The sequence below is a fragment of the Kribbella sp. NPDC049174 genome, from assembly GCF_043197365.1.
Taxonomy (GTDB): Bacteria; Actinomycetota; Actinomycetes; order Propionibacteriales; family Kribbellaceae; genus Kribbella.
This window is the reverse complement of record NZ_JBICSZ010000001.1, coordinates 459,942-485,838: the sequence shown is the minus strand read 5'-3', so window position 1 is coordinate 485,838 and position 25,897 is coordinate 459,942. Positions and strand designations below refer to the sequence as shown.

The following is a 25,897-nucleotide window of genomic DNA, read 5'->3' as shown; positions in this document are numbered from 1 at the left end:
ACGCTCATGGCAGCGGGGTCAGGGTGACGATGGAGTCGGCGACGGCGTCGACCAGGGCCGGGTCGTGGCTGGCGAAGAGGATCGACGTACCGGACTTCTTCTCCGCGATCAGGCGATCCGACAACCACTGCACGCCGTCGGTGTCCAGCCGCGCCTCGGGCTCGTCCAGCACCATCAGGGTGCGCGGGCGGACCAGCGCCGTCGCCAGCGCGAGGCGACGGCGCTGACCCGAGGACAGCGATCCCGGCAGCTGGTCGGCGGCCGGCAGCAGCCCGATGTCGTCGAGGAGCGTGTCGACCAGATCCTCCGGCTCCGGGTTGCCGTGGGCGCGGGCGAGCAGGTCGAGGTGTTCGGCCGCGGTCAGGTCCGGGAAGAAGTCGAGGTCGTCGAGCAGCGTGGCGACGTCGCGTCGTACCGTCTCGGCGCGTTCGTCGATCGGCAGACCGTCGAGCAGGATCGTGCCCGCCGCCGGTTCGGCCGAGCCGACGATGCACTTCAGCACGGTCGTCTTGCCGGCGCCGTTCGGCCCGACCAGTGCGATCGCCTGACCGGCGGCCAGGGTGAACGTCAGCCCCTCGATCACCGGCCGGTCGCCGTACTTGTGCTGCAACTCCTTCACGCTCAACCGAGCCGCGGCCTTGCTCACTTCTTGCGAACCAGGGTCAGCCCGTCGCCGATGCCGAGGATGACCACGTCGACCCGGTCGTCCTTGGCGATGTGCGCGTTGAACTCCTTGCGGTCGGCCGGGTCCTCCGCGTGCTCGCCGACCACGCGGCCGCCGGCCAGGGTGTTGTCGAACAGCATCAGCCCGTTCGGCCGGATCACCTGGACCAGCCGCTCGAAGTAGTCGATGTAGCCCGGCTTGTCGGCGTCCACGAACGCCAGGTCGAACGAGCCGTCCAGCGCGGCCGCCAGCTCGTGCCCGTCGCCGATCCGGAGCTCGATCTTCGACGCGACGCCGGCCCGCTCCCAGTACTTCTGCCCGATCGAGGTCCACTCCTCGCTCGCGTCCAGGCAGATCAGCCGGCCGTCGTCCGGCAGCCCGCGGGAGATCGCCAGCGCCGAGAAGCCGGTGAAGGTGCCGATCTCGACCGCTCGGCGGGCGGAGATCAGCCGGGTGAGCGTGGTCAGCAGGCCCGCCTGGTCAGCGGTGGTCAGCATCCGGGAGACGTCGCCCAGCTGCCGGGTCTCGGCGACCAGTTCGGCGGCGATCTCGTCCAGCGGCATCCCGTGCGCGACCATGTAGTCGTGCAGTTCGTCGGTCACCAGCACCTGATTACCCATCGAATCCTGCCTTCGGTGTATTAGATCGGTCGCCTGTAGTCTCTATGGGTTGCCCAAACGCCGCGCACCCACCCCACCCGAGGAGCACCCCGTATGCGCATCGCCGTCGCCGGTTCGATCGCGACCGACATCCTGATGACGTTCCCGGGCCGGTTCAAGGACCAGTTCCTCGAGGAACAGATGCACAAGGTCTCGCTGTCCTTCCTGGTCGACGAGCTGGTCGTCCACCGCGGCGGCGTCGGCGCGAACATCTGTTACGGGATGGCCCAGCTCGGCCAGCCGTCGCTGCTGATCGGCTCGGTCGGTGCCGACTTCGCCGAGTACGGCGCCGCCCTCACCGAGGCCGGCGTGGACGTGTCCCATGTGCGCGTCTGCGAGAACGTCCACACCGCCCGGTTCACCTGTACGACGGACCTGGACGCCAACCAGATCGCCTCGTTCTACACCGGTGCGATGGCCGAGGCACGGGAGCTCGACCTCGGCGCGATCCACGCCGCGACCGGCGGGATCGACCTGGTGCTGATCGGCGCGGACGACCCGGAGGGCATGCTCAAGCACACCGAGCTGGCGAAGGCGAACGGGATCGCGGTGGCCGCGGACCCGTCGCAGCAGCTGGCCCGGATGGAGTGCGACGACATCAAGACGCTGATCGACGGCGCGCAGTACCTGTTCAGCAACGAGTACGAGGCCGGCCTGATGGTGCAGAAGACCGGCTGGAGCCACGAGGAGATCCTGGCGCGCGTCGGCGTCCGCGTCAGCACCCACGGCGGCGACGGGGTCGTGATCGAGAACGCCGACGGCATCCTGGCCAAGGTCCCGGCCGTCCCGGCGCCGAACCTGGTCGACCCCACCGGCGGCGGCGACGCCTTCCGGGCCGGCTACCTGACCGGCCGCGCGGCCGGCCTCGACCACGAAGCCGCCGCCCAGATCGGCTGCACCCTGGCCACCACGGTCCTCGAGACCGTCGGCACCCAGGAGTACACCCTCGACCGGCCCACCTTCCTGGAACGCCTCGCCTCGGCGTACGGCGCCCCTGCCGCAACCACCGCCGCCCGGGCCCTCAACCTCAACTGACGATCCCGGCGCGTGGCCTAGCCTTCGGGGTTGCGCGCCCACAACCCGCGCACGTGCCCGATGTGCCGCCGCATCGACTGCTCGGCTGCCTCGGCGTTGCGGGCCTCGATCAGGTCCATCAGCTCGTGGTGCTCGGCGGCGGACTGGACGAGACGGCCGCTCTCGACCAGCGGGGTGAGGCCGAGCAGGCGGGTCTGGGAGCGGAGGTCGGACACGACGTCGACCAACTTCTGGTTGCCGGAGTACGCCAGCAGGGTGACGTGGAAGACCCGGTCCGCCTCGATGTAGGCGATCAGGTCCCCCGCCTCGGCCGCCACCACGATCTCCTCGGCCAGTGCCCGCAGCCGGGGGAAGTCCGCCGGCGGAATCACCGGTACGACGTCCCGGATCGTCGGCGGCTCGATCAGCTGCCGCAGCGACGCCAGGTTGTCCAGGTCCTCGTCGGACATCTCGGTGACCCGGAAGCCCTTGTTCCGCAGCGAGATCACCAGGCCCTCGCGGACCAGGTCCAGCATCGCCTCACGCACCGGCGTCGCGGACACCCCGAACCGCGCGCCGAGCATCGGCGCCGAGTACACCTCCCCCGGCACGAGCTCGCCGGAGATCACCGCCGCCCGCAGCGCGTTGGCCACGCTGTCCCGCAGGTTCTCCCGCTGTTGCAGCCGCCGCACACTCGGCAACGGCCCGATCGAATCGGCCGACATCCCCTCACCTCCCCGCCTTGTCGGCCCCATTGTGGGGCACCCATCTGGGATCAGGCCGGTCAACCCGCCCGTACGCCGCCACCCACCGACCGGACCAGCTCGGTCAAACGGTTGAACACCCGCTCCGACGAGAGCCCGTCGTGCTCGTACTCGTTCGTCACCCACGCCTGCACGTTCCCCACCCGCGCGGCAGTGTCCAGTTGCAGCCCGGAGTCGACGTACATGTCGTCGTAGTAGACCGCCGCGGCCACCGGTACGTCGTTCGCCGCCAGCCGGTCCAGGTCGTACAACGACGACCACTGACCACGGGCAGCCAACGTCTCGACCGCAGCCTGGAACGGTCGCAACACCCGGATCTCCGCGAACATCCAGGGGTACATCATCTCGCCGGTGAACAGCAGCGGCCGAGCGTCCTCGGCGAACTCCGGATGCAGCGCCCGCTCCACCTCGGCCGCCCAGCCGGTGGCACCGGCGCCGGACCCGTAGATGCTCTCCTGCAACGCCGCGAACAACGGCCCGCCGCTGTACGACGACCGGTCCATCACCTGACTCAGGAACGTGTCCGACAGTTCGTCACCGTCGAACGCCTCGTCCACCAGCCAGTGCATCCGCTCGTACCCGGGCTTCATCCCGAAGTCGATCCCGAGCGACTGGAACCGCCGTACCGTCAGCCGATCGCCGTCCGGCAGCCGTACGTCGTCCGCCGCCAGCCGATCCGCGATCGCGCCGATCCGTTCCACGTTGTGCGGGTAGCGCCGGTAGAACTCGCGGTTCTTCGCCGCCACCCGGGGATAGGTCCGCCGATAGACCTCGGCCGCCGACGGATCGATCGAGGCCAGCCCACCGGTCACGTAGCAAGCGGTCAGCCCTTCGGGAGCCTGCGAGAGGTACGTCAGCGTGAGGAACCCGCCGTAGCTCTGGCCGAGCGTCGACCACTTGCTGCCGCCGAAGACCGTCGTCCGCAGGTGCTCCGCGTCGCGAACGATCGAGTCCGCCCGGAAGCAGGCCAGGTAGTCGGCCCCGTCGTCTGCGGTCGTGAACGACGCCATCCGCCGCCCGGAGATCGGCGTACTGCGACCTGTGCCCCGTTGGTCGAACAGGATGACCCGATAGGTCTTCAGCGCCTGCCCGATCCACCCGGTCGGCTCGGTCGGCCGCGGCGACTTGCCGCCCGGCCCGCCCTGCAGGAACAGCAGCAGCGGCAGGTCCTCGTCGCGCCGAACCGGGTCGACGAGCTCCCGCGCGAAGACCGTGATCGTCTCCCCGGGGCTCGTCCAGTCCAGCGGGACCTCGAATGTGTGCTCCCGGACGTGCATCCCCGGGATCGTGTAGCTGATCATCGAGCCTCCTTGGCCCGACGCCGCCGGTCCCACTCCGGATTGATCCGGGGTACGGCGGCCAGCAGCGTCTTCGTGTAGTCGTCGCGGGGATCGCCGAACACCTGGTCGCGTGACCCCAGCTCCACGATTCTGCCCTTGTTCATCACCGCGACCCGCTGCGAGATCTGCCGTACCACGGCCAGGTCGTGCGCGATGAAGATGTAGCTGAACCCGCTCTCGCGCTGCAGCCGCATCAGCAGCTCCAGCACCTGGGCCTGGATCGACACGTCGAGCGCGGACACCGCCTCGTCGCAGATCACCAGCTTCGGGCCCACCGCGAGCGCCCGGGCGATCCCGATCCGCTGCGCCTGGCCGCCGGAGAACTGGGCCGGGTACCGCTGGCAGTGGTCCGGGTTCAGCCCGACCCGCTCCATCAGCTCCTGGGCGAACGCGCGCCGGCCGCCCTTCGGCGCGATGCCCTGATAGGTGAGCGGCGCGGTGATGATCCGCTCGACCGTGTACCGCGGGTTCAGCGACGAGAACGGATCCTGGAACACCACCTGCACGTTGTTCCGGAACCGGGCCAGCTCCTTGCCGGCGGCCCGCGTCACGTCCTGCCCGTCGAACTCGACCGTCCCGCTGGTCGGCTCCATCAACCGGGCCGCGATCCGCGCGGTGGTCGACTTTCCACTGCCCGACTCCCCCACGATCGCCAGCGTCTCGCCCAGCTCGACCTCGAAGCTGACGTTGTCGACCGCGGTGAACGCCGCCTTGCGGGCCGCCAGTCCTTCGCCCCGGGTGACGAACTGCTTGGTCAGCGCACGAACCTTGAGCAACGTCATACGGCCCTACTTTCGAACGGCACCTCGTCGTCGATCCTCGGTACGGCGTCCAGCAGCGTGCGCGTGTAGTCGTGCCGCGGATCCGAGAACACCTGCTCGGCCGTGCCGTACTCGACCGCATCGCCCGCACACATCACCAGCACCCGCTTCGCGATCGAGCTGATCACCGCCAGGTCGTGGGTGATGAAGATCATCCCGGTACCGGTGGTCGACTGCAGCTCGGCCATCAGCTCCAGGATCTGTGCCTGCACGGTCACGTCGAGCGCGGTCGTCGGCTCGTCCGCGATCAGCAGCGACGGCGAGCAGCACAACGCCATCGCGATCATGATGCGTTGCCGTTGGCCACCGGAGAACTGATGCGGATAGTGGTCGACCCGCCGGGCCGGATCGGGAATACCGACCCGTTCCAGCGCCTCGATCGCCACCCGATGGGCCGCCCGGCGCGAATTACCGCGATGTGCCCGGTACATCTCCTCGATCTGCAACCCCACCGTGTAGTAGGGATTCAGCGACGACAACGGGTCCTGGAACACCATCGAGATCAGGTTGCCGCGCACCGACTGCAGTTCCCGGTCGGACTGCCCGAGCAACTCCGCGCCGTCCAGCCGGATGCTCCCCGTCGTCCGCGCGCCCCGAGGGAGCAGCCCGAGGACGGCGAGCGCCGTCATCGACTTGCCCGACCCGGACTCGCCCACGATGCCGAGCGTGTCGTCCCGGCCGACCGTGAACGACACGTTCTTCACCACATCCACCGGACCGCGCCCCGTCGGCAGCGTCACGGTCAGGTCCTCCACCACGAACAAGTCATCGGTCATGACGACGTCACTCTCACTCTTGGGTCGAGGGCGGTGTAGACGAGGTCGACGACGACGTTGCCGATGACAACGAAGAAGGCGGCCAGCAGGGTGACCGCCATGATCACCGGCTGGTCGTTCTTGGCGATCGAGTCGGCCGCCATCTTGCCGATCCCGTTCAGCCCGAACACGGTCTCGGTGATCAGCGCACCGCCGAGCAGGCCGGCGAAGTCCATCCCGAAGATCGTGGTGATCGGGGTCAACGCCGGCCTGAGTGCGTGCCGGCGCAGGATCAGCGGCCGGCTCAGCCCCTTCGCCCGGGCAGTCCGGAAGTAGTTCTCGGCCACCGTGTCGATCACGTTGGAACGGGTCAACCGCGCGTACAGACAGGCATAGCCGACAGCCAGCACGGTCCACGGCATGAGGTACGACTCGAACCACAGCATCGGGTTGTCCGCGAAGGCCGGCGCCGACGGGAACGGCAGCACCTGCAGCTTCACCACCAGCACGAACTGGAGCACCAGCGCCAGCACGTAGTTCGGCACACTAACCCCGCCGAGCGCGAGCGCCATCGCGGTGCGATCCCACCACGTGCCCTGCTTGATCGCGCTGATCAGACCACCGATCACACCGGCCAGCAGCCACAGTACGGCGGCGCCGACAGCGACCGTGATGCTGACCGGGAGCCGCGCGGTGATCATTGTCCACACCGACTCGTTGGTCTGGAAGCTGTAGCCGAGACAGGGCGCCGAGCAGTGCACGGACCCGTAGTCGCGGCCGACGAAGATGCCCTGCAGGAACTCCCAGAACTGGGCCAGGATCGGCTGGTTGAGCCCCAGCACGTCGCGGATCGAGTCGATGCGCTCCGGCGTGCACGTCTTACCGCAGATCATCACCGCGGGATCCGGGGACAGCTTGAAGAAGATCAGGTAGGTGAACAGGCACACGGCCAGCAGGATGAACACCACCCCGCCGAGTCGACCGAGTACGTAGCGGGTCATGGGGCCTCCCGGCCTGGACTGAGGAGCGCAGGGAGCGAAGCGACTGGAGCGACGAGGGAAGGCCGGGAGCCAAGGCCCCATGACCACGCCGGCGCCGGAGGCCCGGCCAAAAGCACCGTCATGCCGCCTCCCCTTGGTCGACCACTGAGCGGATCTTGTCGCCGAGCACCGTCAGCGAGAGCACGGTGAGGAACAGGAACGCGCCGGGGATGGCGAAGAACATCGGGTCGACCGAGTACCAGCTCACCGAGCTCGAGATCATCTGGCCCCAGGACGCGGTCGGCGGCGAGACACCCACACCGAGGAAGGACAGGCCAGCCTCGGTCCCGATGTAGCCGGGGATCGCCAGCGTCGTCATCACGATGATCGATCCGCGCAGGTTCGGCAGGATCTCCCGGAACACCACCGCGGAGTCCTTCGCCCCGGACGCCCGGGCCGCCTCGACGAACTCACGGTTGGCCAGGGTCATCGTCTGCCCGCGGATCACCCGGGCCAGGTACGGCCACCCGAACACGCTGATCACGATCACCAGCAGCACCGGACGGTTCCCGGCCGGCAGCGAGGACAGGATCGCGATCATGAAGATCAGCGCCGGGAAGGCCATCAGGAAGTCCATCAGCCGCGAGATCACCTGGTCGACCCAGCCGCGGTAGAACCCGGCCAGCATGCCGAGCACGACCCCGAGGATCCCGGTCAGCAGGGTCGCCGACAGCGAGATGGTGATCGAGACGCGGGCGCCGTACACGATCCGGGCGAACAGGTCGCGGCCGTTCTGCGGCTCGACGCCGAACCAGTGGTTCGCGCTGATCCCGCCGAGTGCGCCGTGCGGTACGCCGCCGAGATCGGAGTTGATCGCCGCGGAGTCGAACTCGTACGGACCCCAGCCGCTGACCTTGGTGATCAGCGGCGCGGCGACCGCCATCAGGACCACGATCGCCAGGAACAGCACGCACGCCAGTGCGCCCTTGTCCCGGGTGATGGTGGTGAGGATCCGCCGGCTCGAGGTCGGGGGACCGCCGGCCGGAGCCGGGGTCCCCACCTCCTCGACCTCGAGCACAGTGCTAGTCCCCCCGAGCGGACTCGCGGTCATCGGCTACTTCCCGGCGTCCGCGACGCCGACCGAGACCAGGTCGATCCCACCGGAGAACCCGTCGTGCAGGTAGGCACCGGCGATGTTGCTGCCGACCAGCATCAGCACCTTCTCGTACAGCAGTGGGACGACCGGGGCGGCCGCCATGATCTGCTTGTCCAGTTCGCCGTACGCCGCGTTGGCCGCGGTCACGTCGGTCAGCTTGGCGATCTCGTCGATCTTCGCGTTGATGCCCTTGTCGTTCAGCTGGGCCAGGTTCGAGTTGCCCTTGGCGGTGATGTTGCGGCCGTCGAACAGCGGCGGCAGGAAGGTCGCACCGGACGGCCAGTCCGGGCACCAGCCGGTGATCGCCATGTCCTTCTGCTGCGACGGCGTACCGATCACCTCGTAGTACGTCGAGGTGTCGATCGGGTTGATCTTGACGGTGATCTTCAGCGGCTCCAGCGCCTGCTGGACCGCCACCGCCATCGCCTGCATCTTCGGCTGCGTCCGGGTGTCGAGGGTGAGGGTGAAGCCATTGGCCAGGCCGGCCTCGGTCAGCAGCGTGCGGGCCTTCTCGAGATCGCCCTTGTGGTCCGGGCTCGGGTACGGGTCGTAGTCCACCCGGCCGGCCACGGTCGGCGGCTGGATGCTGGTCGCGATGTCGGCGAGGGTCGAGCCGCCGACCGCGTCCCGCACGGTCTGCTTGTTCACCGCGAAGTTGATCGCCTGCCGGACCCGGACGTCGTTCAGCGGCTTCTTGGTGGTGTTCAGACCCATGTACGTCGTACAGCCGCCGAGGCCGGTCATCGTGCGCTGCTTCAGCTGCGGGGACTGGATCCGGGCCACGCTGGCGGCCTGGACGGTGCCCGCGATCGCGTCGATGTCGGTGCCCTGGCCGGCGATCATCCGCTCGTCGATGGTGGCCGGGTCGAGACCGAAGGTCCACTGGAACACGTCCGGGTTCGCGGCCCGGACCTCGTCGGTCTTCTTGTCCCACTTGTCGTTGCGGACCAGCTTGAGCGACGCACCCGGCTTGTACTCGGCCAGCTTGTACGGACCGGACGCGATCGGCTTGCTGTCCAGCTGGTTGCCCGCGCCCTGGCCCTTCGGCACGGGAGTGAAGGTGTTCTGCGCGACCACGCTGCCGAAGTCGGCGTACGGCTTCTTCAGGTGGAAGACGACCGTCTTCGCATCCGGCGTCGCGATGGTCGGCAGGTCACCCGACTTGTACGGCCCTTGGTAGCCGGCCGGCGCGTCGATGAGCTGCTTCGCGTACGGCGACCCGATGCCGAGCTCGGGATCCCAGGCCCGGGACACGCCCCACTTCACGTCCGCACTGGTGATCGGCGCACCGGTCTCGAAGAACAGCCCGTCCTTCAGCGTGAAGGTCCAGGTCTTGCCGCCATCGGACGGCTTGCCGGTGTCGGTCGCCAGGTCGGGCACGATCTTGGTGCCGTCGGCACCGGGCGCGGCGCCCTGAGTGGTCAGGGTCCGGTAGATCAGCCGATAGAAGTTGTTGACGCCACCGTCGAAGCCCCGCGCGGGGTCGAGGTGGGAGAAACCCGCGTTCGCGAGCACCTGGAGTGTTCCGCCCTGCGCGGCCTTGCCGCCTGGGCCGGCCGACGAGTCGGCGGCACCGGTCGCGCCACCACCCGAGCAGGCGCTGAGTACCAGCACCCCGGACGATATGAGCCCCACCAGCATGGATCTCTTCATGTGTCTTCTCTTTCAGTTCGCGGCGCGCAGCCACACACGCATGGCCAGGGCCTGACGGTTCCCCCAGAGGAAGTACGGGACGAAGGTCGCCGGCACTTCGCTGATGGCGGTCTGGGTTTCTTGAGCAGTGATCACGGGATAGAGCTCGTGCGGCGGAGTCGGAGCGACACCGGCCGTGAGCTCGAGGACGAGGGCGTCTGGTACGCCGTCCACCACCGGCCGCCGATGTGCGGTCGCCCCGGCCACGGCGGCTGGCTTCAGCAACAGATCGTCGACGGGTGCTTCGACGTCTTGTTGCTCGACGCAATAGACAAGCGGACCTCGGGCAACGGCGAGCGCACCTCGGGTCGCATCGAGGTACGGATGTGATCCGTGCGCTCTCGGGGCCATCGGCAACGTCAGCCGAACGGTGTCCCCGGCAACGAACCGCCGCCGCACGAGCGCCCAGCCGTCGTTCGCGACCGCACCGTCGACGGGTTCGCCGGCCCAGTCGCCCTCGCCGACCGTGACCGCCCCGTCCGCGGGACTCGTCACGATCTCGGCGCCCGTGCACCACGCCGGGATCCGCAGCGCGATCGCCTGCTCCTCTTCCGGCGCGCTGTCGACGGTGATCGTGACCTCGCCGTCCCACGGGTAATCGGTCCGGACGGAGACTGCGAGGGTCTCGGTGGTGATGCGTGCGTCGGCGTACACACCGACGTACAGCGTGTCGCCCTGCTGCGCCGCGACGTGGTCCTGGAGCTCGGACATCCAGCGGACGATGTTCGGCGGGCAGCACGGGCAGCCGAACCACGACCGGCGCAACGGCTCGCCACCGCTCTCGGCGCCCGACCGCTGCTCGTGGTCCGGCCGCCGCTGCAACGGGTTGTCGTAGAAGAACGCCGTGCCGTCGGCCGAAAGCCCAACGGCATAAGCGTTGTAGAGCACGGTCTCGTAGACGTCGAGGTACGACGCCTTGCCCGTGGCAAGGAACATCCGCCAGGCCCACTGCATCGTCGCGATCGCCGCACACGTCTCCGTGTAGGCGCGCTCCGACGGGAGCTCGTACCGGTCGCCGATCGCCTCGTCGGAGTGCCGGCTGCCCAAACCGCCGGTGAGGTACAGCTTGGTGGCGACCATGTCGTCCCACAGTCGCTCCAGCGCCGCGAGCAGCGTCGGGTCGCCGGTCTCGAGGGAGACGTCCGCGGCACCGGCGGCGAGATAGGCCATCCGGACGGCGTGACCGGTGACGGACGGGAGCTCGCGGAACGGCGCGTTGTCCTGGAAGTACTCGGCCGGGAAGATCGTGTGCTTCAGCTTCCCCTGGCCGCGGCGATCGACGAACAACTGCGCCTGGGTCAGGTAGTCCGCGGTGCCGGTTTCTCGATACAACTCGACCAGCGCCATCTCCACCTCGGGATGCCCGTCCACGACCTCCTCGCCGTCCGTGCCGAACTTCCGGACGACGAGATCCGCGAACCGGCCGGCGATGGTCAGCAATCGGCGGTCGCCCAGGCGACGATTCGCCGCGACGGCGGCCTGGATCAGGTGACCGAGGTTGTAGAGCTCATGTCCCCAGCCGAGATCGGACCATGGCTGCTTGGGCTGTTCGGGGTCCTGGAAGAACGAGTTCAGGTAGCCGTCGTCGGCCTGCGCCTGCTCGAGAAGTCCGACCACTTCGTCGAAGAACTCCCGCGCTCCGGCCGGCGCGTCGTCCCGGCCGATCTCGTAGGCGAGCCCTTCGAGCGTCTTGTAGAGATCGGTGTCGAGGAACGGGTACCGCCCCCGGTACGCCCCGACTGTCGGGTCGGCCAGGCGGCGGAGGTTCTCCAGATTGCCCGCCTTCCGCAACTCCGCGATCGCGTGCGGAACTGTCGCCTCCCGATTCCGCCGCTGCCAGTCCCCCAGCAGCCCGCCCGTCAGCTCCACCTCACCCACGGGCAGCACCACTCCACGACCAGCCCGCACCGCGCCACTCATCCGACCACTCCAGTACCGTGTGACATTGCACAGACCCTAAGTGCAATGTCACACCTTGCCAAGCGAAAACGAAAGACGTTTACAAGCCGGACACAACCACCGGCCAGAGCCCGCCGAGCCCCCGCCCGGCGGGCACGCGAGCCTGCCCGCGCGGCGCTCGAACCCGTGGGGCTGGTGGACCCGGACGGCTGGTGGACGCGGGTGGACCGGAGGGCTGGTGGACGGGGTGGACTCCGGGTGGGTGGTGGAACCGGGCTGGGTGTCGGTGGACCCTTGCTGGTTCAGGGTGGGGGCATGAGCGGACCGCCCCTCGATCTACGCCGCCGCACCCGGCACCCCGCCGCGGGTCTCTTCCGCGCCACCGCCGTCGTCGCCGCGCTGACGCTGCCTCTCGTCTGGGTGCTGACCGCCTGGGCACCGTTCGGCCCCGTGCGTTGCGGCCGCGAGCTCGGCTCCGACGGAATCCCGGTGCCCTGCCCCGACTCCATCCGCCCGTACGACGCGCTGTTCCGCGCCATCCTCGCCACCGGCGCTGCTGAGCTCGTGGCTATCGGCATCTACCTCGTGGTCGCGCTCCCCCGCAGCACTGCTCCGGCGAGCGCCGTGCTGCGTCAGCTACCGCTCTCGGCGGGCGTCATCGCACTCGCCCTCGGGCCGTATGCGGTAGCAACCGAAGGAACCGGGCTGCTGACACCGCTGTTCCTGCTCTGGATCCTCGCGCCGCTCATCGTCTACGGCGTACACCGCGCCGACGCCCGTTCCGCCGTCATCGTCCTGCTGGCACTCCTGCCCTCAGGGGTGGTCAGCGCGATCCTGGTGCTCGACGAGATCTACCACGGGATGCCGGCCGCCATGTTCCTGGCGACCGGCGTCCTCGTCGGCGTCCGACGCGCAACCAGCTAGAGCCGCGGGTCGACGGGCTCCGACTCGAGGGCGAGGACGGCGAAGACGCACTCGTGGATGCGCCAGAGCGGTTCACCGCGGGCGGCTCGTTCCAGGGCTTCGAGACCGAGCGCGTACTCACGAAGCGCGAGCGAGCGTTTGTGGCCGAGGTTTCGCTCCCGGAGGCGCTCGAAGTTGGCCGGCTCGGTGTAGTCCGGGCCGTAGATGAGCCGCAGGTACTCCTGCCCGCGCACCTTCAGCCCCGGCTGAGCCAACCCCTTCCCCGTCCGCGTCAGGTTGGCGGCCGGCTTCACCACCATGCCCTCGCCACCCGCCGCGGTGAGCTCCTGCCACCAGGCGATCCCGGCATCCCAGTTGCCGGCATCGACAAAGAGCCGCCGGGTCGGCGTGATCAGCGACGGCCCGGCTTTCACCAGTCGGTCCGCGATCCCGAGGTGCCACGCGTGCGGCCGGTCCTGGTACGTCGCACCTTCCGACGCCAGCACCTGGAACGGCGCCAGCCGAACGCCCTCGAGCCCTGCCGTCGGCCAGCAGTACCGTCGGTACGCCTCGGTGAACCGCTCGGCATTCGTCGTACGACGCTTCATCCGGGCCAGCTGATCGCCCACGTCAAGACCGGCCGCGACGGCTGCCTCCAGCGCTGCGGTTGCCGCTGGCAACGACGCACGAGCGGCCGCACCGACAGCGGCGTACTGGTTCCGAAGCAGGTCCTCGGCCTTGGCACTCCACGGCAGCAGCTCGGCGTCGAGCAGGAGCCAGGAGGTGTCGAGCTCGTCGAAGATCCCGGCCTCGGCGACGACCGCCCGCAGCCCGAGCAGCAGCTCGTCGGTCAGCGGTCCGTCGAAGAACGACCGCCCGGTCCGCGTGTGGATCGCGCCGCGTCCGGCCAGGCCGAAGCGCTTCTCCGCGACGCCGTCGTCCCGCGTCAGCAGCACGACCGCCCGCGAGCCCATGTGCTTCTCCTCGCACACCAGCTCGGTGACGCCTTGCGCCCGGTAAGTCTCGAACGCCTGCAGCGGGTGCTCGAGCAGCCCGGGCTCTGGTGAGGTGGCGACCGGGCTCATCGTCGGCGGCAGGTACAGCAGGAACCGCGGGTCGATCGCGAACCGGCTCATCACCTCCAGCGCGGCCCCGGCCTGCTCCGCGCGGATGCTGAGCCGCCCGTGCGTCGTCGTCTCGATCACTCGCCGGCCGGTGACGTCGGTGAGCTCGAGCACGTCGGGCTCACGGCCAGGTGCGGTTGCCACGTGCAACGGTTTGGCCGGTGCGTAGTACTCCTCGGCCGCCTGGACCGAAACGAGCTCGCGTTCCGGGTAGCGCAGTGCGGTGAGCGATCCACCGAAGACGCAGCCGGTGTCGAGGCAGATCGTGTTGTTGATCCACTCCGGCTCGGGCGTCGGGGTGTGCCCGTAGACGACCATCGCGCGACCGCGGTACTCGTTCGCCCACGGGTAGCGGACCGGCAGCCCGAACTCGTCGGTCTCGCCGGTCGTCTCGCCGTACAGGCAGAAGGAACGGACCCGGCCGGACGCGCGACCGTGCATCCGCTCGACCAGACCGGCATGCGACACGACCAGCCGGCCGCCGTCGAACACATAGTGCGAGATCAAGCCGTCGATGAAAGTCTCGACGGCTTCGCGGAACTCCGGCGACTCCCCCGCCAGCTGCTCCAGCGTCGTCTCCAGGCCGTGGCTGATCTTGACGTTGCGGCCTCTGAGGGCCTTGAGCAACTTGTCCTCGTGGTTACCGGGGACACAGAAGGCGTGGCCGTTGGCAACCATCCCCATCACGAGTCGCAGGACGCCGGGAGTGTCCGGCCCACGGTCGACCAGGTCGCCGACGAAGACCGCGCGACGTTCCGGATGTACGGCGTCGATCGCCCGGCCGGAGTCGTCACGGGTGATGGTGTAGCCGAGGTCGGTGAGCAGCTCCTCCAGCTCGGCACGGCAGCCGTGGATGTCGCCGAAGATGTCGAACGGGCCGGTCTGATCGGTCAGGTCGTTGAACAGCCGGGTCCGTTCGATGCTGACGGCATCGATCTCGTCGACGCTGTCGAGCACGTGGACGGTCCGGAAGCCCTCACGTTTGAGACTGCGCAGACCGCGCTTCAGCTGCGACCGCTGCCTGGTCACCACCTTCGCACCGAACTGCCGGTCCGGCCGCTGCTCGTTGCGCTCGACGCACACCCGCTCGGGCGGATCCAGAACGATCGCCACCGGCAACACGTCGTACTCACGGGCCAGCGCGACGAGTTCCTTGCGCGCCTCGGGCTGCACGTTGGTCGCGTCGATCACGGTCAGCCGCCCGGCCGCGAGCCGCTTGCCGGCAATGAAGTTCAGCACCTCGAAGGCGTCCTTGGAGGCCGCCTGGTCATTCTCGTCGTCGGACACCAGCCCACGACAGAAGTCGCTGGAGATCACCTCGGTGGATTTGAAGTGCTTCCGGGCAAAGGTCGACTTGCCCGACCCACTCGCACCAACCAGCACAACAAGAGAAAGCGCCGGGATCTGAATCGCCGCCATCAGCCGGTCACCTTCTCCCGGAGCTTGAAGAGAGCGAGCTGCGTCGGCGGACCGACTTCCGGATCGACCGCGCCGACCGGACGGAACTCCACCGAATAGCCGTACAGCTCTGAAACCCGCGTCGCCCACTGCTGGAATTCGCCGCGGGTCCATTCGAAGCGGTGGTCGGGGTGGCGGAAGTCGCCGGCGGGGAGGGAGTCGAAGCGCACGTTGTACTCGCTGTTCGGCGTGGTGACGACGACGGCGGCGGGGCGGGCAGCCTGGAAGACGGCCTTGGCCAGGGCCGGCAGGCGCGGCGGGTCGACGTGCTCGATCACCTCCATCAGTACGGCGGCATCCAGCCCCGGCCAGCCGGTGGTCGGCGTACGTGACCGACGACTGCAGGAACCGCAGCCGCTCCCGCTGCCGATCCGGGAGGTCGTCGTAGTGCAGACGCCGTTTCGCGTTGATCAGCGCCCGCGCCGAGACATCAGTCGCGAACAGCTCCCCGATCATCGGGTCCTTCAGCAACTCACCGACCAGAGCGCCCTCACCGCAGCCCAGGTCCGCGATCCGCCGCGCCCCGAGTTCCTTCAGTACGGCGGCAACCGTCGTACGACGTTCAACGGCGAGCGACACAGGGCCCTCGGCATCGTCCGGAGCCGCCTCCGGCTCGGTGAGCCCGTCGGCCTCGGCGAGGCGTTCGAGCGCGACGTCCGCGAGGTACCGGCGGTGGGCCAGGTAGCGATGGGAGATCAGGTCCCTCTCCGGGTGCGCACCGAGCCAGCCCTCGCCGGCGCGGACCAGTTTGTCGACCTCATCGGACCCGACCCAATAGTGCTTGGCGTCGTCGAGAACCGGCAGCAGCACATAGAGGTGATTGAGTGCATCGGCGAGCCGGAGTACGCCGGTCAGCCGCAGGTCGACGTACCGGGAATCACCCCAGGCCGGGATCTCGGGGTCGAGCGGCACGGGCTTGGCGTCGACGGTCCAACCCAGCGGGCCGAACATCCGCTCGGCCAGCTCGGAGCCACCCCGGCACGGGAGCGCGGGGACGTGGATCTCGAGCGGGATCGGGCGGGCGGCGAGCTCGGGGCGGGCATCGCAGCGGCCGTTCATCGCCGTCCGGAAGAGCTTTCCGAGGGCGACGGCGAGCAGGCTGGAGGCGGCGTACGGGCGGTCGTTCACGTACTGGCCGAGGGTGAAACCTTCCGGTGCTTTGCCGCGGCCGGATCGCACCAACGCGATCGGGTCGATCTCGAGCAGCACTGCCGCCGTACAACGATCGTCTGATGCTTCCGGGTAGAAGACCTGCGCGGTGCCACCGGTGATCTCGATGCCCTGCGGTCGCGCGGGGTTCTTGTGCAACAGGAACCCGAAATCGCTCGCGGGCGCGTCAACTCCGGCAAAGTCGGTGGCAAGGGTCAGAAACACTTCCGTATTCGATCACGCCGACCGGTCGCGAACCCACCTATTTGTCAGGAGTTGAAGGGAATTCCCCGCCTGCGGCGGATCGAAGATCGAGACACGCTGACGGAGGTCTGGCGTGTTGCCCGGAATGGATCTAGCTTGATTTGCAGAAGATGTGTCGCTACAGACCGTCCTTCCCCGCTGACAGTCCGTATTGTCCCCGGTTTGTGGCGAGCACCCACCCACGCCGACCACGGGGAAAGGACCATGGCAGCACCCTCAGCCCACCCCAGTTCCGACAGACCGAGTTCCAGCAGCGCAGGTCGTCCCGGCGAGGTCAGCCGGTGAAACCCCAGACCTTCGAACTCGTGCGCTACACCGACATCAGCGGAGTCTCCGGTACCGGCATCGTCGCGGAAGGGTGCGTCTTCACCGACGGCTCGGTCGCGTTGCGCTGGCACGGCCCGAACCCGTCCACGGCCGTCTGGCCGGACCTCGACTCCATCCTCGCCGTCCACGGCCACCGCGGCGCGACCGTCGTCCGCTGGCTCGACGTGTCCGAGATGGACACGGTCCCCGGCACCGACCTGCTCCCCGGCGAAGTCGCCCACATCCTCGCCACCGGACGCAACACCCACCATCACCCGCCGGCGGTGGCCACCGCCTGAGACACGACGTCCACAGCAAGGACGTCAGCGAACGGGTCAGGGAGTCAGACCGGTCAGGGCGAAGAACTCCTGGCGGGAACTGAGGTTCTCCCGGAGGATGCCGTGCAGGGACGACGTCACCGTGCGGGAGCCGGTGGCACGGACACCGCGCAGCGACATGCACTGGTGCTCGGCCTCGATCACCACGCCGACGCCCTTCGGTGCGAGGTGGTCCTGCAGCCAGTCGGCGACCTGCTTGGTCAGCCGCTCCTGCACCTGGAAGTCGCGGGCGAACAACTCAACGACGCGCGCCAGCTTCGACAGCCCGAGGATCCGCTCCCCCGGCAGGTACCCGACATGCGCGACGCCGTGGAACGGCAGCAGGTGGTGCTCGCACAGCGACTGCACCGGGATGTCCTTGGCCAGGACGAGTTCGTCGTACCCCTCGTCGTTCGGGAACGTGGTCAGCTCGAACTCCCGCGGCGTCAGCATCTCGGCGTACGCGTTCGCCACCCGGCGTGGGGTCTCGGCCAGGTGCGCACTGTGCGGATCCCGCCCCAGGGCGACCAGCAGATCGGCGACCGCCCGTTGGGCCGCGGGGAGATCGATCTCCGCACGGCCGGCGACGATGCGCAGGGGGACGGACTCGAGATCAGCCGAAATCGCCATCAACACTCCCTGAGTTCTCAACGAACAGCCATCATAACTGTTTTATCAACCGATGTTGGAGATAGAATCGGTGCGTGGACACGTCCTGGGACGCACAGGTTCAGGCGGTCGCCGTGCTCGAGGAGCCGACCCGGCGCCGCCTCTACGAGTACGTCGTCGCACAGCCGGCGCCGGTGGGTCGCGACGAAGCCGCCGCCACGCTCGGCATCCCGCGGACGACGGCCGCGTTCCACCTGGACAAACTCACCGAGGAAGGTCTGCTCGCCACCTGCTTCGAACGGCGAAGCGGCCGCACCGGACCCGGCGCCGGACGTCCGGCGAAGCTCTACCACCGGTCCGAGCGTGAGATCGACATCACCCTGCCCGAGCGTCAGTACGCCGTCGCCGGCCGCCTGCTGGCCGCCGCGGTCGTGGACGCCGAGGCATCCGGCGGCTCACCCCGCGAGGCCGTGAACCGTCGCGCCCGGGAGTACGGCGAATCACTCGGCCGGACGGCGGGCGAAGGATCCGTGGACCAGATCCTCAAAGCCCACGGCTTCGAGCCGCGTCCCGACAAGGACGGCATCGCGCTGGCCAACTGTCCGTTCCAGCGCATCGCCAAGGACCAGCCGCAACTGGTCTGCGGGATGAACCTGCACCTGCTCGCCGGGCTGATCAGCACCCTCGACATCCCCTACGAAGCCCGCCTCGTCCCGACCGCCGGCCAGTGCTGCGTCCGGCTCGTGCCGGCCGGACTAAGCTCGGCGGGTGGCTAAGAGCAAGCAGAGTCAGGGCACGCCGGCGACGGTGGCGTTGACGAAGGCGAAGGTCGAGTTCACCGCACACACCTACGACCACGACCCGGGCGCGAAGTCGTACGGGCTGGAGGCGGCCGAGGCCTTGGGACTCGCGCCGGAGCAGGTGTTCAAGACGCTGCTCGTCGAGGTCGACGGGAAGCTGACCGTCGGCGTCGTCCCGGTGGACAAGCAGCTCGACCTGAAGGCGATCGCGGCCGCGGCGGGTGGGAAGAAGGCGGTAATGGCCGACCCGGCAGCCGCCGAACGCACCACCGGGTACGTGGTCGGCGGCATCAGCCCGATCGGCCAGAAGCGCGCCCTCCCGACCGTCATCGATGCGACCGCCACCGACCACGACACCGTCTACGTCTCCGGCGGCCGCCGCGGCCTCGACATCGGTCTGGCCCCGTCCGACCTGATCACCGTCACCAAGGCCCGCACGGCGGCCATCGCCCGCTAGTTACCTGAGGTACCGCACATCAGCCGGTGATGCTCGGTTTGCCCGTCTCCAGGTGACCGGTCAGGCGGCGCCGGTACGACGTGTCCTCGGCGGCCGTGACCTCGACGTCGTACCAGCCGTGGTCGGTCGGCCAGGGCAGCTCACGGGTTTGCTTGCCGCGCAGTTCCACGGTGACCGTCTTGCTGCCGTAACCGCGGGCCTTCACCTTCAGGGTCAGCGGCTTGCGCGACGTGTTCACCAGCTCCAGCTCGAGCGAGCTCCCGTCCCGACGAGCGCGAACGTCCAGCCCGGCCGCGGCACCGTCGGTCGATCCGGCCAGTTCGACCCAGAACCGGTTCGGCCCCTGGACGGCGAGCTCGTACGGCCCGTCGACCGCGATCGCCTCGGCGCGTTCCCGCCGTACGTCGACATGCTCGGGCGCGGGCAGTTCACCGCCGTACGAGTAGATCGTGAGGTGCGCGGTCTCGGTGCCCTTGTTGCCGAGGGCCAACGTCAGCTTGCCATCAGCAACGAAGCCGGAAACCGACGGCTGGTAAGGCAATGCGCGAGCCGGGCGGTGACCCGGCTCCTGCTGCGGCACGGCCTGGTCGGCTGGCGGCGTCGGCTTCCAGCGCTCGATCGGCGCGGGCACCGGACCGGGCGCGTCCACCGACGGCTGCCGGTAGCTGCGGTCGAAGTCGAACGCGGAGGTGAGGTCCCCACAGGCGGTCCGTCGCCAGCTGCTGATGTTCGGCTCGCGGACGCCGGTCCAGCGTTCGAGGAACCGGATCACCGAGGTGTGGTCGAACACCTGCGAGTTCACGTGACCACCGACCGACCATGGCGAGACGACCGTCATCGGCACCCGCGGGCCGAGGCCGATCGGCCGGCCGGCGTACCAGTCGTCACCCTCACCCGACGAAGGCCGCGGCGCGACCGGTGGCGGGACGTGGTCGAAGTACCCGTCGTTCTCGTCGAAGTTGATCAACAGCACGGTCTTGGACCAGGTCTCCGGGTCCGACGCGATCGCGTCGAGCAGGTCGTACACGAGGTTGGCGCTGCCGACCGGCGTGGACGAGCCGGGGTGCTCGGAGTCGATCGCGGACGGCACCAGCCAGCTGACCTGCGGGAGCTTGCCGGCCTTGATGTCAGCGCGCAGCCGCGGGATCAGCGACTCCGGCTCGGACCGGTACATCGCCTGGTAGAACAGCTTCTGGTCCTTGGCGGGCTGCTTGGCGACCGCGGCCTGCAACTGCTTCAGCGCCGCGGCCTGCTCGGCCGGCGTCTTCGCGAACAGCTTGTCGTAGAACTCCTCGGTGGTGCGGTAACTACCCGGCACCGACGCGAGGATCCGGTGCCCGAGCTCCTTGAAGGTCGTGAAGTACTCGACCGCGTTGTCGGTGAAGTTGTCCCACTCCTGGTAGATCTGCCACGACACCCCGGCCTGCTCGAGCCGTTCCGGGTACGAGGTCCAGTCGTAGCCCCGGTGGTCGTAGGAGTACGCCGCGTTGGTCACCGCACGTTGCGTCGTACCGGGCTCGTAACCCGTCGTACCGGACCAGAGGTAGTTGCGGTTCGGGTTGGTGGAGCCGTTGACGGAGCAGTGGTAGGCGTCGCAGATCGTGAAGGTCTCGGCGAGTTCATACTGCAGCGGGATGTCGCGGCGCTCGTAGTGCGTCATCGTGGCCGCGGTCTTGGCCTGCACCCAGTCGTCGTTCCAGCCGTTGCCCCAGGCCTGGGTGGCGTCGCTGTATCCGTGCGGCAGCGCGCCGAGGTACTGGATGTCGTCCGCCTTCCGGCCGGCGTCCGCCGCGGCCTTGCGGATCGAGAACGGCAGCACCTCGCCGCCACCGGCCTTCGGCTGGTGGAACACACTCTTGCCGTTGCGCAGCCGCAGTGGCTGCCGGTCCCCGAACCCGCGCACACCGCGCAGCGTCCCGTAGTAGTGGTCGAACGAGCGGTTCTCCTGCATCAGCACGATCACGTGCTCCACCGCGCGCAGACCGCCGCGCCTCACCGGTTGCGCCATCGCCGTGTGCAGCGACGGGGGGAGCAGCGATGCCGCCACTCCCCCTGCCGCCGACCCGAGCACCAGACGCCGAGAAATCTCAGTCATGCCCCGGACAGTAGGAGGAGCCTGTAGCCGCAGGACAGCGAGAAGATGAACAGCTTATCCGCGTCGCGCGACGGCGGCGTCCCGGAGGTTCTCCAAGACCGCCGCTGTGGTCTCCCAGCCCATGCACGCGTCGGTGACGGACTGGCCGTAGGTGAGTTCGCGGGTGGGGTCGAGGTCCTGGCGGCCCTCCTGCAGGAAGGACTCGAGCATCACACCGACGATCGCGCGGTTTCCGGCCGCCACCTGTCGGCCGATCTCCTCCGCGACCACCGGCTGCCGGCGGTGGTCCTTGCGGCTGTTCCCATGGCTCGCGTCGACGACCGCTCGCTCCTGCAGCCCGGCCTTGCGCAGCTGCTCCATCGCACCGGCCACGGAATCCGCGTCGTAGTTGGGTCCGCTGTCGGAGCCCCGCAGTACGAGGTGACAGTCCGGGTTGCCGCGGGTGTGCAGGATCGCGGGGGCGCCGTCATGGTCGATACCGGTGAACACGTGCGGTACGGAGGCGGCCTTGATCGCGTCGACCGCCGTACCGATGCTGCCGTCGGGGCGGTTCTTCATCCCGATCGGCATCGACAGACCGGAGGACAGCTGCCGGTGCACCTGGCTCTCGACCGTCCGCGCACCGATCGCACCCCACCCGACGGTGTCGGCGATGTACTGCGGTGTGATCGGGTCGAGGAACTCACAGCCGACCGGGAGGCCGAGCTCGAGGACCTGGAGCAGAAGCTGGCGGGCCGTGCGCAGGCCGCGGTTCACGTCACCGGAGCCGTCGAGACCTGGGTCGTTGATCAGGCCCTTCCAGCCCAGGGTGGAGCGCGGCTTCTCGAAGTACACGCGCATCACCACGAGCAGGCCGTCGGAGAGTCGCTCGGCCACGGGTCGGAGGCGTTCGGCGTACTCGAGCGCCGCCTTGGCGTCGTGCACCGAGCAGGGGCCGACTACGACCAGCAGGCGGTCGTCGACGCCGTTGAGTACGTCGCTTACGGCTTGGCGACCGTCGACCACGGTCTGGGCCAGGGCGTCGCTCAGCGGCAGCTCGTCGTGCAGGGCGAGCGGCGTGATCAGCGGGACGGTCTTCTCGATCCGTCTGTCGACGACCGCGGCCTGATTCGTCTGCCTGGGGAGGGTGTTCATGTCTGCTGGGACCTTTCTGCCGGCAATCGACATCGAGGTCGCAGCGCCGGCGGGAACGAGAAAAGGCAAGGACTCATGTCCTTGCCTTCGGGCCGGCTCTGGTGTGTTCGGTTGGGCGTCAGCAGGCGGCTGAGTCGCCCGGCACCAGGGCCGGCCACTCAAAAAATCGCCAATAGCTGCGCTTCACGGGAACGACGATACCACCGCCGGGAAATGCATGGCATCCGAGTCGTGGTTGTGGTTGTCTCAGCCAGTGAACATCCGCACTGCCCGCCTGGACGAACTGCCACAGCTCCAGTCGCTCGAAGTCGCCGCCGGAGTCCTCTTCCGCGACATCGGAATGACCGACGTCGCGTCCCATCCGCCACCGTCGCTGGAGGTCTTCGAGCACTCCCGGCAGGCGGGCCGCCTCTGGGTGACAGCCGACGACAGCGACCAGCCGACCGGCTTCGTCCTGGTCAAGCTCGTCGACGGCGCGGCGCACATCGAGCAGGTCAGTGTCCATCCGGACCACCAGGGCCGAGGACTCGGTCGCGCACTGATCGACCACGTCGACTCGTGGGCGGCCGAGCAGGGCTTGCCGGCGCTCACCCTCACCACCTTTCGCGACGTGCCCTGGAACGGCCCGTACTACGCCCGCCTCGGCTTCCAGGAGTTGGACGAACTGACACCCGGTCTGGTCACGATCCGGGCCGAGGAGACCGCGTTCGGTCTGGACCCGGCTGAGCGGATCGTCATGCGCCGCCTCGTAGCTCGTCAGTAACCGCAGGTGGTGTGGGCTCGTTGAGGGCTGCAAGACCGGTCAAGACCTGAGGAGTGCATCACGGTGGTGAGGCCGCGGACCTTTGAGTTGGTTCGTTACCGCGATCCGAGCGGCGTGTCCGGCACCGGGGTGGTGGCCGAGGGCTGTGAGTTCAGCGACGGCTCGGTGGCGCTGCGCTGGTGCGGTACCAACCCTGCGACAGCGGTCTGGCCGGACATCGACTCCGTGCTCGCCGTCCACGGCCATCAGGGTGCGACCGAGGTCCGCTGGATCGAGCAACAGTCCACGTCCACCCTCTTCGACGAGCTGCATCAAGTCCGCCCGCCTACCTCGGTCACCGACCCACTGCCGGGCGGCCACGCCCGGGGATGGGCAGGGGCTCGTCATCTCAGGTAGAACATGCCCGTGACGCAGATCTACCTGGTTCGGCATGGGGAGCCGGACTACGCGCCGGTCGACTCCCGGGGGCTCCCCGGGATCGCGGCCGACACTGCCCCGCTCACTCCGGTCGGCGCCAAGCAGGCCCAGGAGGTCGCCGACCTGCTCAGCGGCATCGGAGCGACGTATCTGGTCAGCTCGCCGTTCACCCGGGCCCTGCACAGTGCCGCGATCATCGGGCACCGGCTGGCCCTCGGCGTACGGGTCGACTACGACCTGCGCGACTGGCTGCCGGACCACACCGGGTCGTGGCGCGGCGTGGCCGACGTACGGGCCGCTCAGGCCGAGTTCGAGGCGTACGGCGGGGAATGGCCCGAAGGCATCCAACGACCCTGGGAGCCGCTGTCCCAGGTCCGCGAGCGGGCCCGGGCCGCGTTGGCCCGGCACACCGCGAGCACGGACGGACCGGTGCTGGCCATCACGCACGCGATGGTGATCCGCGCACTGACCGGCGAGACGGGTACGGCCCACGGCGCGCACGAGTACTACCGCTACGATCCAGCGGACGATGTCACATGAGTGACCGGAGCGAACTCATCAATGGCGCAGCCTGGATTAGCACGCGTGCTGGGCGTCGTGGCCCTCGGCGGGATCATCGGCTCACTGGCCCGCTACGGGTTCATTGAGGCATTTCCCCGCGGGCACAGCGAGTTTCCCTGGACGACGTTCACGATCAACGTGCTCGGATGCTTCGCCATCGGCGTGCTGCTGGCGCGGTTGACGCCGCGATCGCATCCGCTGCTCCGACCCTTCCTCGGCACCGGCATCCTCGGCGGGTTCACGACGTTCTCGACGTTTGCCGTGGACACCGAGAAGTTGCTGCACGAGCACGTAGTTGTTGCCCTGGTCTACTTCTTCGGCACGGTGACAGCAGCGTTGCTGGCGGCACTGATCGGTGAGTGGGGCCGGCTCGGCGGCCTGAACGGCCGGTCGCGATGAACATCCTGCTCGTTGCCCTCGGCGCCGCTGTCGGCGCTCCCCTGCGGTTCCTGGTGGACAAGCACATGGTCGGCCGGTTGTTGCTGGGCAGGACAACCACGACTCCGTTGCCTTGGGGAACCTTCGCCGTCAACGTCCTGGGCAGCTTCGTGCTCGGGCTGCTCACCGGAGTGACCGATCGGACCACGACGTTGCTCGTCGGCGTCGGGTTCTGCGGCGCGTTCACGACGTACAGCACGTTCGCCGCCGAGACGACCGCACTGGCTGCTTCCGGGCATCGCGGGAAGGCGTTGCTCAACGTCGCACTCAACCTCGGCGTCGGGCTCCTGGCCGCCGTACTCGGTGCTGTCCTGGCCTGAAGCAAGTGAGTGACGCATGTCACACCTCGTGATGACGTGAACACAGTCACCGCGTGAACCGGGCCTGATCACGGCCTGCGACGCCACCTGCCGATAACAAATGGACCGAAGTTCGAGACAACAAGGGTTGAACTCGGTGTGAGTTGAGCATAGTTTTCACCGAGCGCCCGTCCGCGCTTACGGTGAGTCAAGGAGGTTGCCATGTCGAGAGGGATGCCTCGCCTGCCCCGCCCGCTCATGGATCTGTGGGACTGGCAGTCGCAAGCCGCGTGCCGCGACGTCAACCCGGAGTTGTTCTTCTCGCCCGAATCGGAGCGTGGCGTCCGCAAAAGGGCCCGCGAGATGGTGGCGAAGTCGCTCTGCGGAACCTGCCCGGTTCAGCCCGAGTGCCGTCAGCACGCGCTCTCCGTAGGAGAGCCGTACGGCGTCTGGGGCGGCACCACGGAGTCCGAGCGCGACAACACTCTCCTGCCCGAGCACCGTAAGTCGGCGTGACGGAGCAGCTTCCGCACCACCTGCCTTCAGCCGAAGTCCTCGCCGGTGAGGCCTGCACGAAAAGCTCAGGCCTTACCGTCGTCGGACTCTGACGGCGTCTCGTCCTCGGCCTTGGGCTCGGGCTCGGGCTTGTTCTTGGGCTCGGCCTTCTTCTTGGGCTTGGACTTGCGGTCCGGTTCGTCCGGCTCGGCGCCGGGTGCCGGTGCTGGTTCCGGTGGTGTCTGATCGTGCGGCGGCTTCACGGTCGTGCGCGGGTCGCGATAGCGGTCCAGGGACTTGAGGAAGTCCGGATCGTCATCCGGCGCGACCGGACGCGGGGTCGGCTTCGGCGGCCTCCCGCCGCGATCGCGACGGCCGAGCTGGGTGCGCAGCATCAGCAGCCAGACGATCGGCCCGACGAACGGGACGAACACGATCAGGACGATCCACACCAGCTTGGGCAGGTGCGGCACGTCCTCGTCGGGTGTCTGGATGCAGGAGAACAGCGCGTACACGCTGAGCGCCAGGCTGATCAGGAACGGCAGAAATCGAACCACGCTCCAA

26 protein-coding genes are annotated in these 25,897 nt (G+C 68.6%); 11 read left to right on the top strand and 15 right to left on the bottom strand.

What is annotated here, in order from left to right:
• Positions 1-4 precede the first annotated feature (4 nt).
• On the bottom strand, positions 5-646 hold the full coding sequence (locus tag ACGFIF_RS02295; protein WP_393150499.1) for an ATP-binding cassette domain-containing protein: 642 nt from the start codon (positions 644-646) through the stop codon (positions 5-7).
• Positions 643-1,284, bottom strand: a complete 642-nt coding sequence (locus ACGFIF_RS02290; protein WP_393150497.1) for an O-methyltransferase — start codon at positions 1,282-1,284, stop codon at positions 643-645. Before ACGFIF_RS02290 ends, ACGFIF_RS02295 begins: the two co-directional genes overlap by 4 nt.
• A 93-nt stretch (positions 1,285-1,377) precedes the next feature.
• On the opposite strand from ACGFIF_RS02290, the gene ACGFIF_RS02285 reads away from it, so the two are divergent.
• Positions 1,378-2,358, top strand: coding sequence for a carbohydrate kinase family protein (locus tag ACGFIF_RS02285; RefSeq protein ID WP_393150495.1), 981 nt, complete (start codon positions 1,378-1,380; stop codon positions 2,356-2,358).
• A gap of 17 nt (positions 2,359-2,375) precedes the next feature.
• On the opposite strand, the gene ACGFIF_RS02280 is transcribed toward ACGFIF_RS02285, so the two are convergent.
• From ACGFIF_RS02280 to ACGFIF_RS02245, 8 genes are all read right to left on the bottom strand, one after another.
• Complete coding sequence (locus ACGFIF_RS02280) at positions 2,376-3,062, bottom strand: GntR family transcriptional regulator (RefSeq protein ID WP_393150493.1); 687 nt, start codon at positions 3,060-3,062, stop codon at positions 2,376-2,378.
• A 59-nt stretch (positions 3,063-3,121) separates the two neighbouring features.
• Complete coding sequence (locus ACGFIF_RS02275) at positions 3,122-4,402, bottom strand: alpha/beta fold hydrolase (RefSeq protein WP_393150491.1); 1,281 nt, start codon at positions 4,400-4,402, stop codon at positions 3,122-3,124.
• Entirely contained in the window at positions 4,399-5,223 is an 825-nt protein-coding gene (locus tag ACGFIF_RS02270) for an ATP-binding cassette domain-containing protein (protein WP_393150489.1), read from the bottom strand. Before ACGFIF_RS02270 ends, ACGFIF_RS02275 begins: the two co-directional genes overlap by 4 nt.
• Complete coding sequence (locus ACGFIF_RS02265; protein WP_393150487.1) at positions 5,220-6,038, bottom strand: ABC transporter ATP-binding protein; 819 nt, start codon at positions 6,036-6,038, stop codon at positions 5,220-5,222. The genes ACGFIF_RS02270 and ACGFIF_RS02265 overlap by 4 nt, the downstream gene beginning before the upstream one ends.
• Positions 6,035-7,018, bottom strand: a complete 984-nt coding sequence (locus ACGFIF_RS02260; protein WP_393150485.1) for an ABC transporter permease — start codon at positions 7,016-7,018, stop codon at positions 6,035-6,037. The genes ACGFIF_RS02265 and ACGFIF_RS02260 overlap by 4 nt, the downstream gene beginning before the upstream one ends.
• A 118-nt stretch (positions 7,019-7,136) precedes the next feature.
• Complete coding sequence (locus ACGFIF_RS02255; protein WP_393150483.1) at positions 7,137-8,108, bottom strand: ABC transporter permease; 972 nt, start codon at positions 8,106-8,108, stop codon at positions 7,137-7,139.
• 3 nt (positions 8,109-8,111) lie between these two features.
• Positions 8,112-9,806, bottom strand: coding sequence for an ABC transporter substrate-binding protein (locus ACGFIF_RS02250; RefSeq protein ID WP_393150481.1), 1,695 nt, complete (start codon positions 9,804-9,806; stop codon positions 8,112-8,114).
• 12 nt (positions 9,807-9,818) lie between these two features.
• Positions 9,819-11,765, bottom strand: a complete 1,947-nt coding sequence (locus tag ACGFIF_RS02245) for a glycoside hydrolase family 127 protein (protein WP_393150479.1) — start codon at positions 11,763-11,765, stop codon at positions 9,819-9,821.
• A 294-nt stretch (positions 11,766-12,059) separates the two neighbouring features.
• On the opposite strand from ACGFIF_RS02245, the gene ACGFIF_RS02240 reads away from it, so the two are divergent.
• The gene (locus tag ACGFIF_RS02240) at positions 12,060-12,668 is read left to right on the top strand and encodes a hypothetical protein (RefSeq protein ID WP_393150477.1); all 609 of its coding nucleotides are present in this window, start codon (positions 12,060-12,062) and stop codon (positions 12,666-12,668) included.
• Here ACGFIF_RS02240 and ACGFIF_RS02235 read toward each other — a convergent pair.
• Complete coding sequence (locus ACGFIF_RS02235) at positions 12,665-16,603, bottom strand: polynucleotide kinase-phosphatase (RefSeq protein WP_393150475.1); 3,939 nt, start codon at positions 16,601-16,603, stop codon at positions 12,665-12,667. The two genes, ACGFIF_RS02240 and ACGFIF_RS02235, sit on opposite strands and share 4 nt — an antisense overlap.
• A 320-nt stretch (positions 16,604-16,923) precedes the next feature.
• On the opposite strand from ACGFIF_RS02235, the gene ACGFIF_RS02230 reads away from it, so the two are divergent.
• Complete coding sequence (locus ACGFIF_RS02230) at positions 16,924-17,247, top strand: hypothetical protein (protein WP_393150473.1); 324 nt, start codon at positions 16,924-16,926, stop codon at positions 17,245-17,247.
• Between the two features lie 36 nt (positions 17,248-17,283).
• On the opposite strand, the gene folE is transcribed toward ACGFIF_RS02230, so the two are convergent.
• A complete protein-coding gene (gene folE / locus ACGFIF_RS02225) occupies positions 17,284-17,895 on the bottom strand; it encodes a GTP cyclohydrolase I FolE (RefSeq protein WP_393150471.1) in 612 nt (203 codons plus the stop codon).
• A gap of 74 nt (positions 17,896-17,969) precedes the next feature.
• Here folE and ACGFIF_RS02220 point away from each other — a divergent pair, with 74 nt between their 5' ends.
• Together ACGFIF_RS02220 and ybaK are read left to right on the top strand one after the other, a co-directional pair.
• On the top strand, positions 17,970-18,650 hold the full coding sequence (locus tag ACGFIF_RS02220; protein ID WP_393150469.1) for a helix-turn-helix transcriptional regulator: 681 nt from the start codon (positions 17,970-17,972) through the stop codon (positions 18,648-18,650).
• The gene (ybaK, locus tag ACGFIF_RS02215) at positions 18,643-19,131 is read left to right on the top strand and encodes a Cys-tRNA(Pro) deacylase (protein WP_393150467.1); all 489 of its coding nucleotides are present in this window, start codon (positions 18,643-18,645) and stop codon (positions 19,129-19,131) included. Before ACGFIF_RS02220 ends, ybaK begins: the two co-directional genes overlap by 8 nt.
• Before the next feature lie 19 nt (positions 19,132-19,150).
• Here ybaK and ACGFIF_RS02210 read toward each other — a convergent pair whose 3' ends face one another.
• Both ACGFIF_RS02210 and ACGFIF_RS02205 read right to left on the bottom strand, forming a co-directional pair.
• Complete coding sequence (locus ACGFIF_RS02210) at positions 19,151-21,226, bottom strand: phosphocholine-specific phospholipase C (protein WP_393150465.1); 2,076 nt, start codon at positions 21,224-21,226, stop codon at positions 19,151-19,153.
• Positions 21,227-21,280: 54 nt separating this feature from the next.
• Entirely contained in the window at positions 21,281-22,360 is a 1,080-nt protein-coding gene (locus ACGFIF_RS02205) for a 3-deoxy-7-phosphoheptulonate synthase (protein ID WP_393150463.1), read from the bottom strand.
• A 253-nt stretch (positions 22,361-22,613) separates the two neighbouring features.
• On the opposite strand from ACGFIF_RS02205, the gene ACGFIF_RS02200 reads away from it, so the two are divergent.
• The 6 genes from ACGFIF_RS02200 (at position 22,614) to ACGFIF_RS02175 (ending at position 25,354) form a co-directional block, all read left to right on the top strand.
• Positions 22,614-23,123, top strand: a complete 510-nt coding sequence (locus ACGFIF_RS02200; protein WP_393150461.1) for a GNAT family N-acetyltransferase — start codon at positions 22,614-22,616, stop codon at positions 23,121-23,123.
• A 63-nt stretch (positions 23,124-23,186) separates the two neighbouring features.
• Positions 23,187-23,519, top strand: a complete 333-nt coding sequence (locus ACGFIF_RS02195) for a hypothetical protein (protein ID WP_393150459.1) — start codon at positions 23,187-23,189, stop codon at positions 23,517-23,519.
• 9 nt (positions 23,520-23,528) lie between these two features.
• Positions 23,529-24,080, top strand: a complete 552-nt coding sequence (locus tag ACGFIF_RS02190; RefSeq protein ID WP_393150457.1) for a histidine phosphatase family protein — start codon at positions 23,529-23,531, stop codon at positions 24,078-24,080.
• A 45-nt stretch (positions 24,081-24,125) separates the two neighbouring features.
• Positions 24,126-24,500, top strand: coding sequence for a fluoride efflux transporter CrcB (gene crcB, locus ACGFIF_RS02185; protein WP_393150455.1), 375 nt, complete (start codon positions 24,126-24,128; stop codon positions 24,498-24,500).
• Positions 24,497-24,859 carry a fluoride efflux transporter CrcB gene (gene crcB, locus ACGFIF_RS02180; RefSeq protein WP_393150453.1) on the top strand — a complete coding sequence of 121 codons (363 nt, stop codon included), beginning with the start codon at positions 24,497-24,499 and terminating at the stop codon, positions 24,857-24,859. Before crcB (ACGFIF_RS02185) ends, crcB (ACGFIF_RS02180) begins: the two co-directional genes overlap by 4 nt.
• A gap of 201 nt (positions 24,860-25,060) precedes the next feature.
• Complete coding sequence (locus ACGFIF_RS02175; protein WP_131350551.1) at positions 25,061-25,354, top strand: WhiB family transcriptional regulator; 294 nt, start codon at positions 25,061-25,063, stop codon at positions 25,352-25,354.
• A gap of 65 nt (positions 25,355-25,419) precedes the next feature.
• On the opposite strand, the gene ACGFIF_RS02170 is transcribed toward ACGFIF_RS02175, so the two are convergent.
• A complete protein-coding gene (locus tag ACGFIF_RS02170) occupies positions 25,420-25,890 on the bottom strand; it encodes a PLD nuclease N-terminal domain-containing protein (RefSeq protein ID WP_393150451.1) in 471 nt (156 codons plus the stop codon).
• Positions 25,891-25,897: the final 7 nt, after the last annotated feature.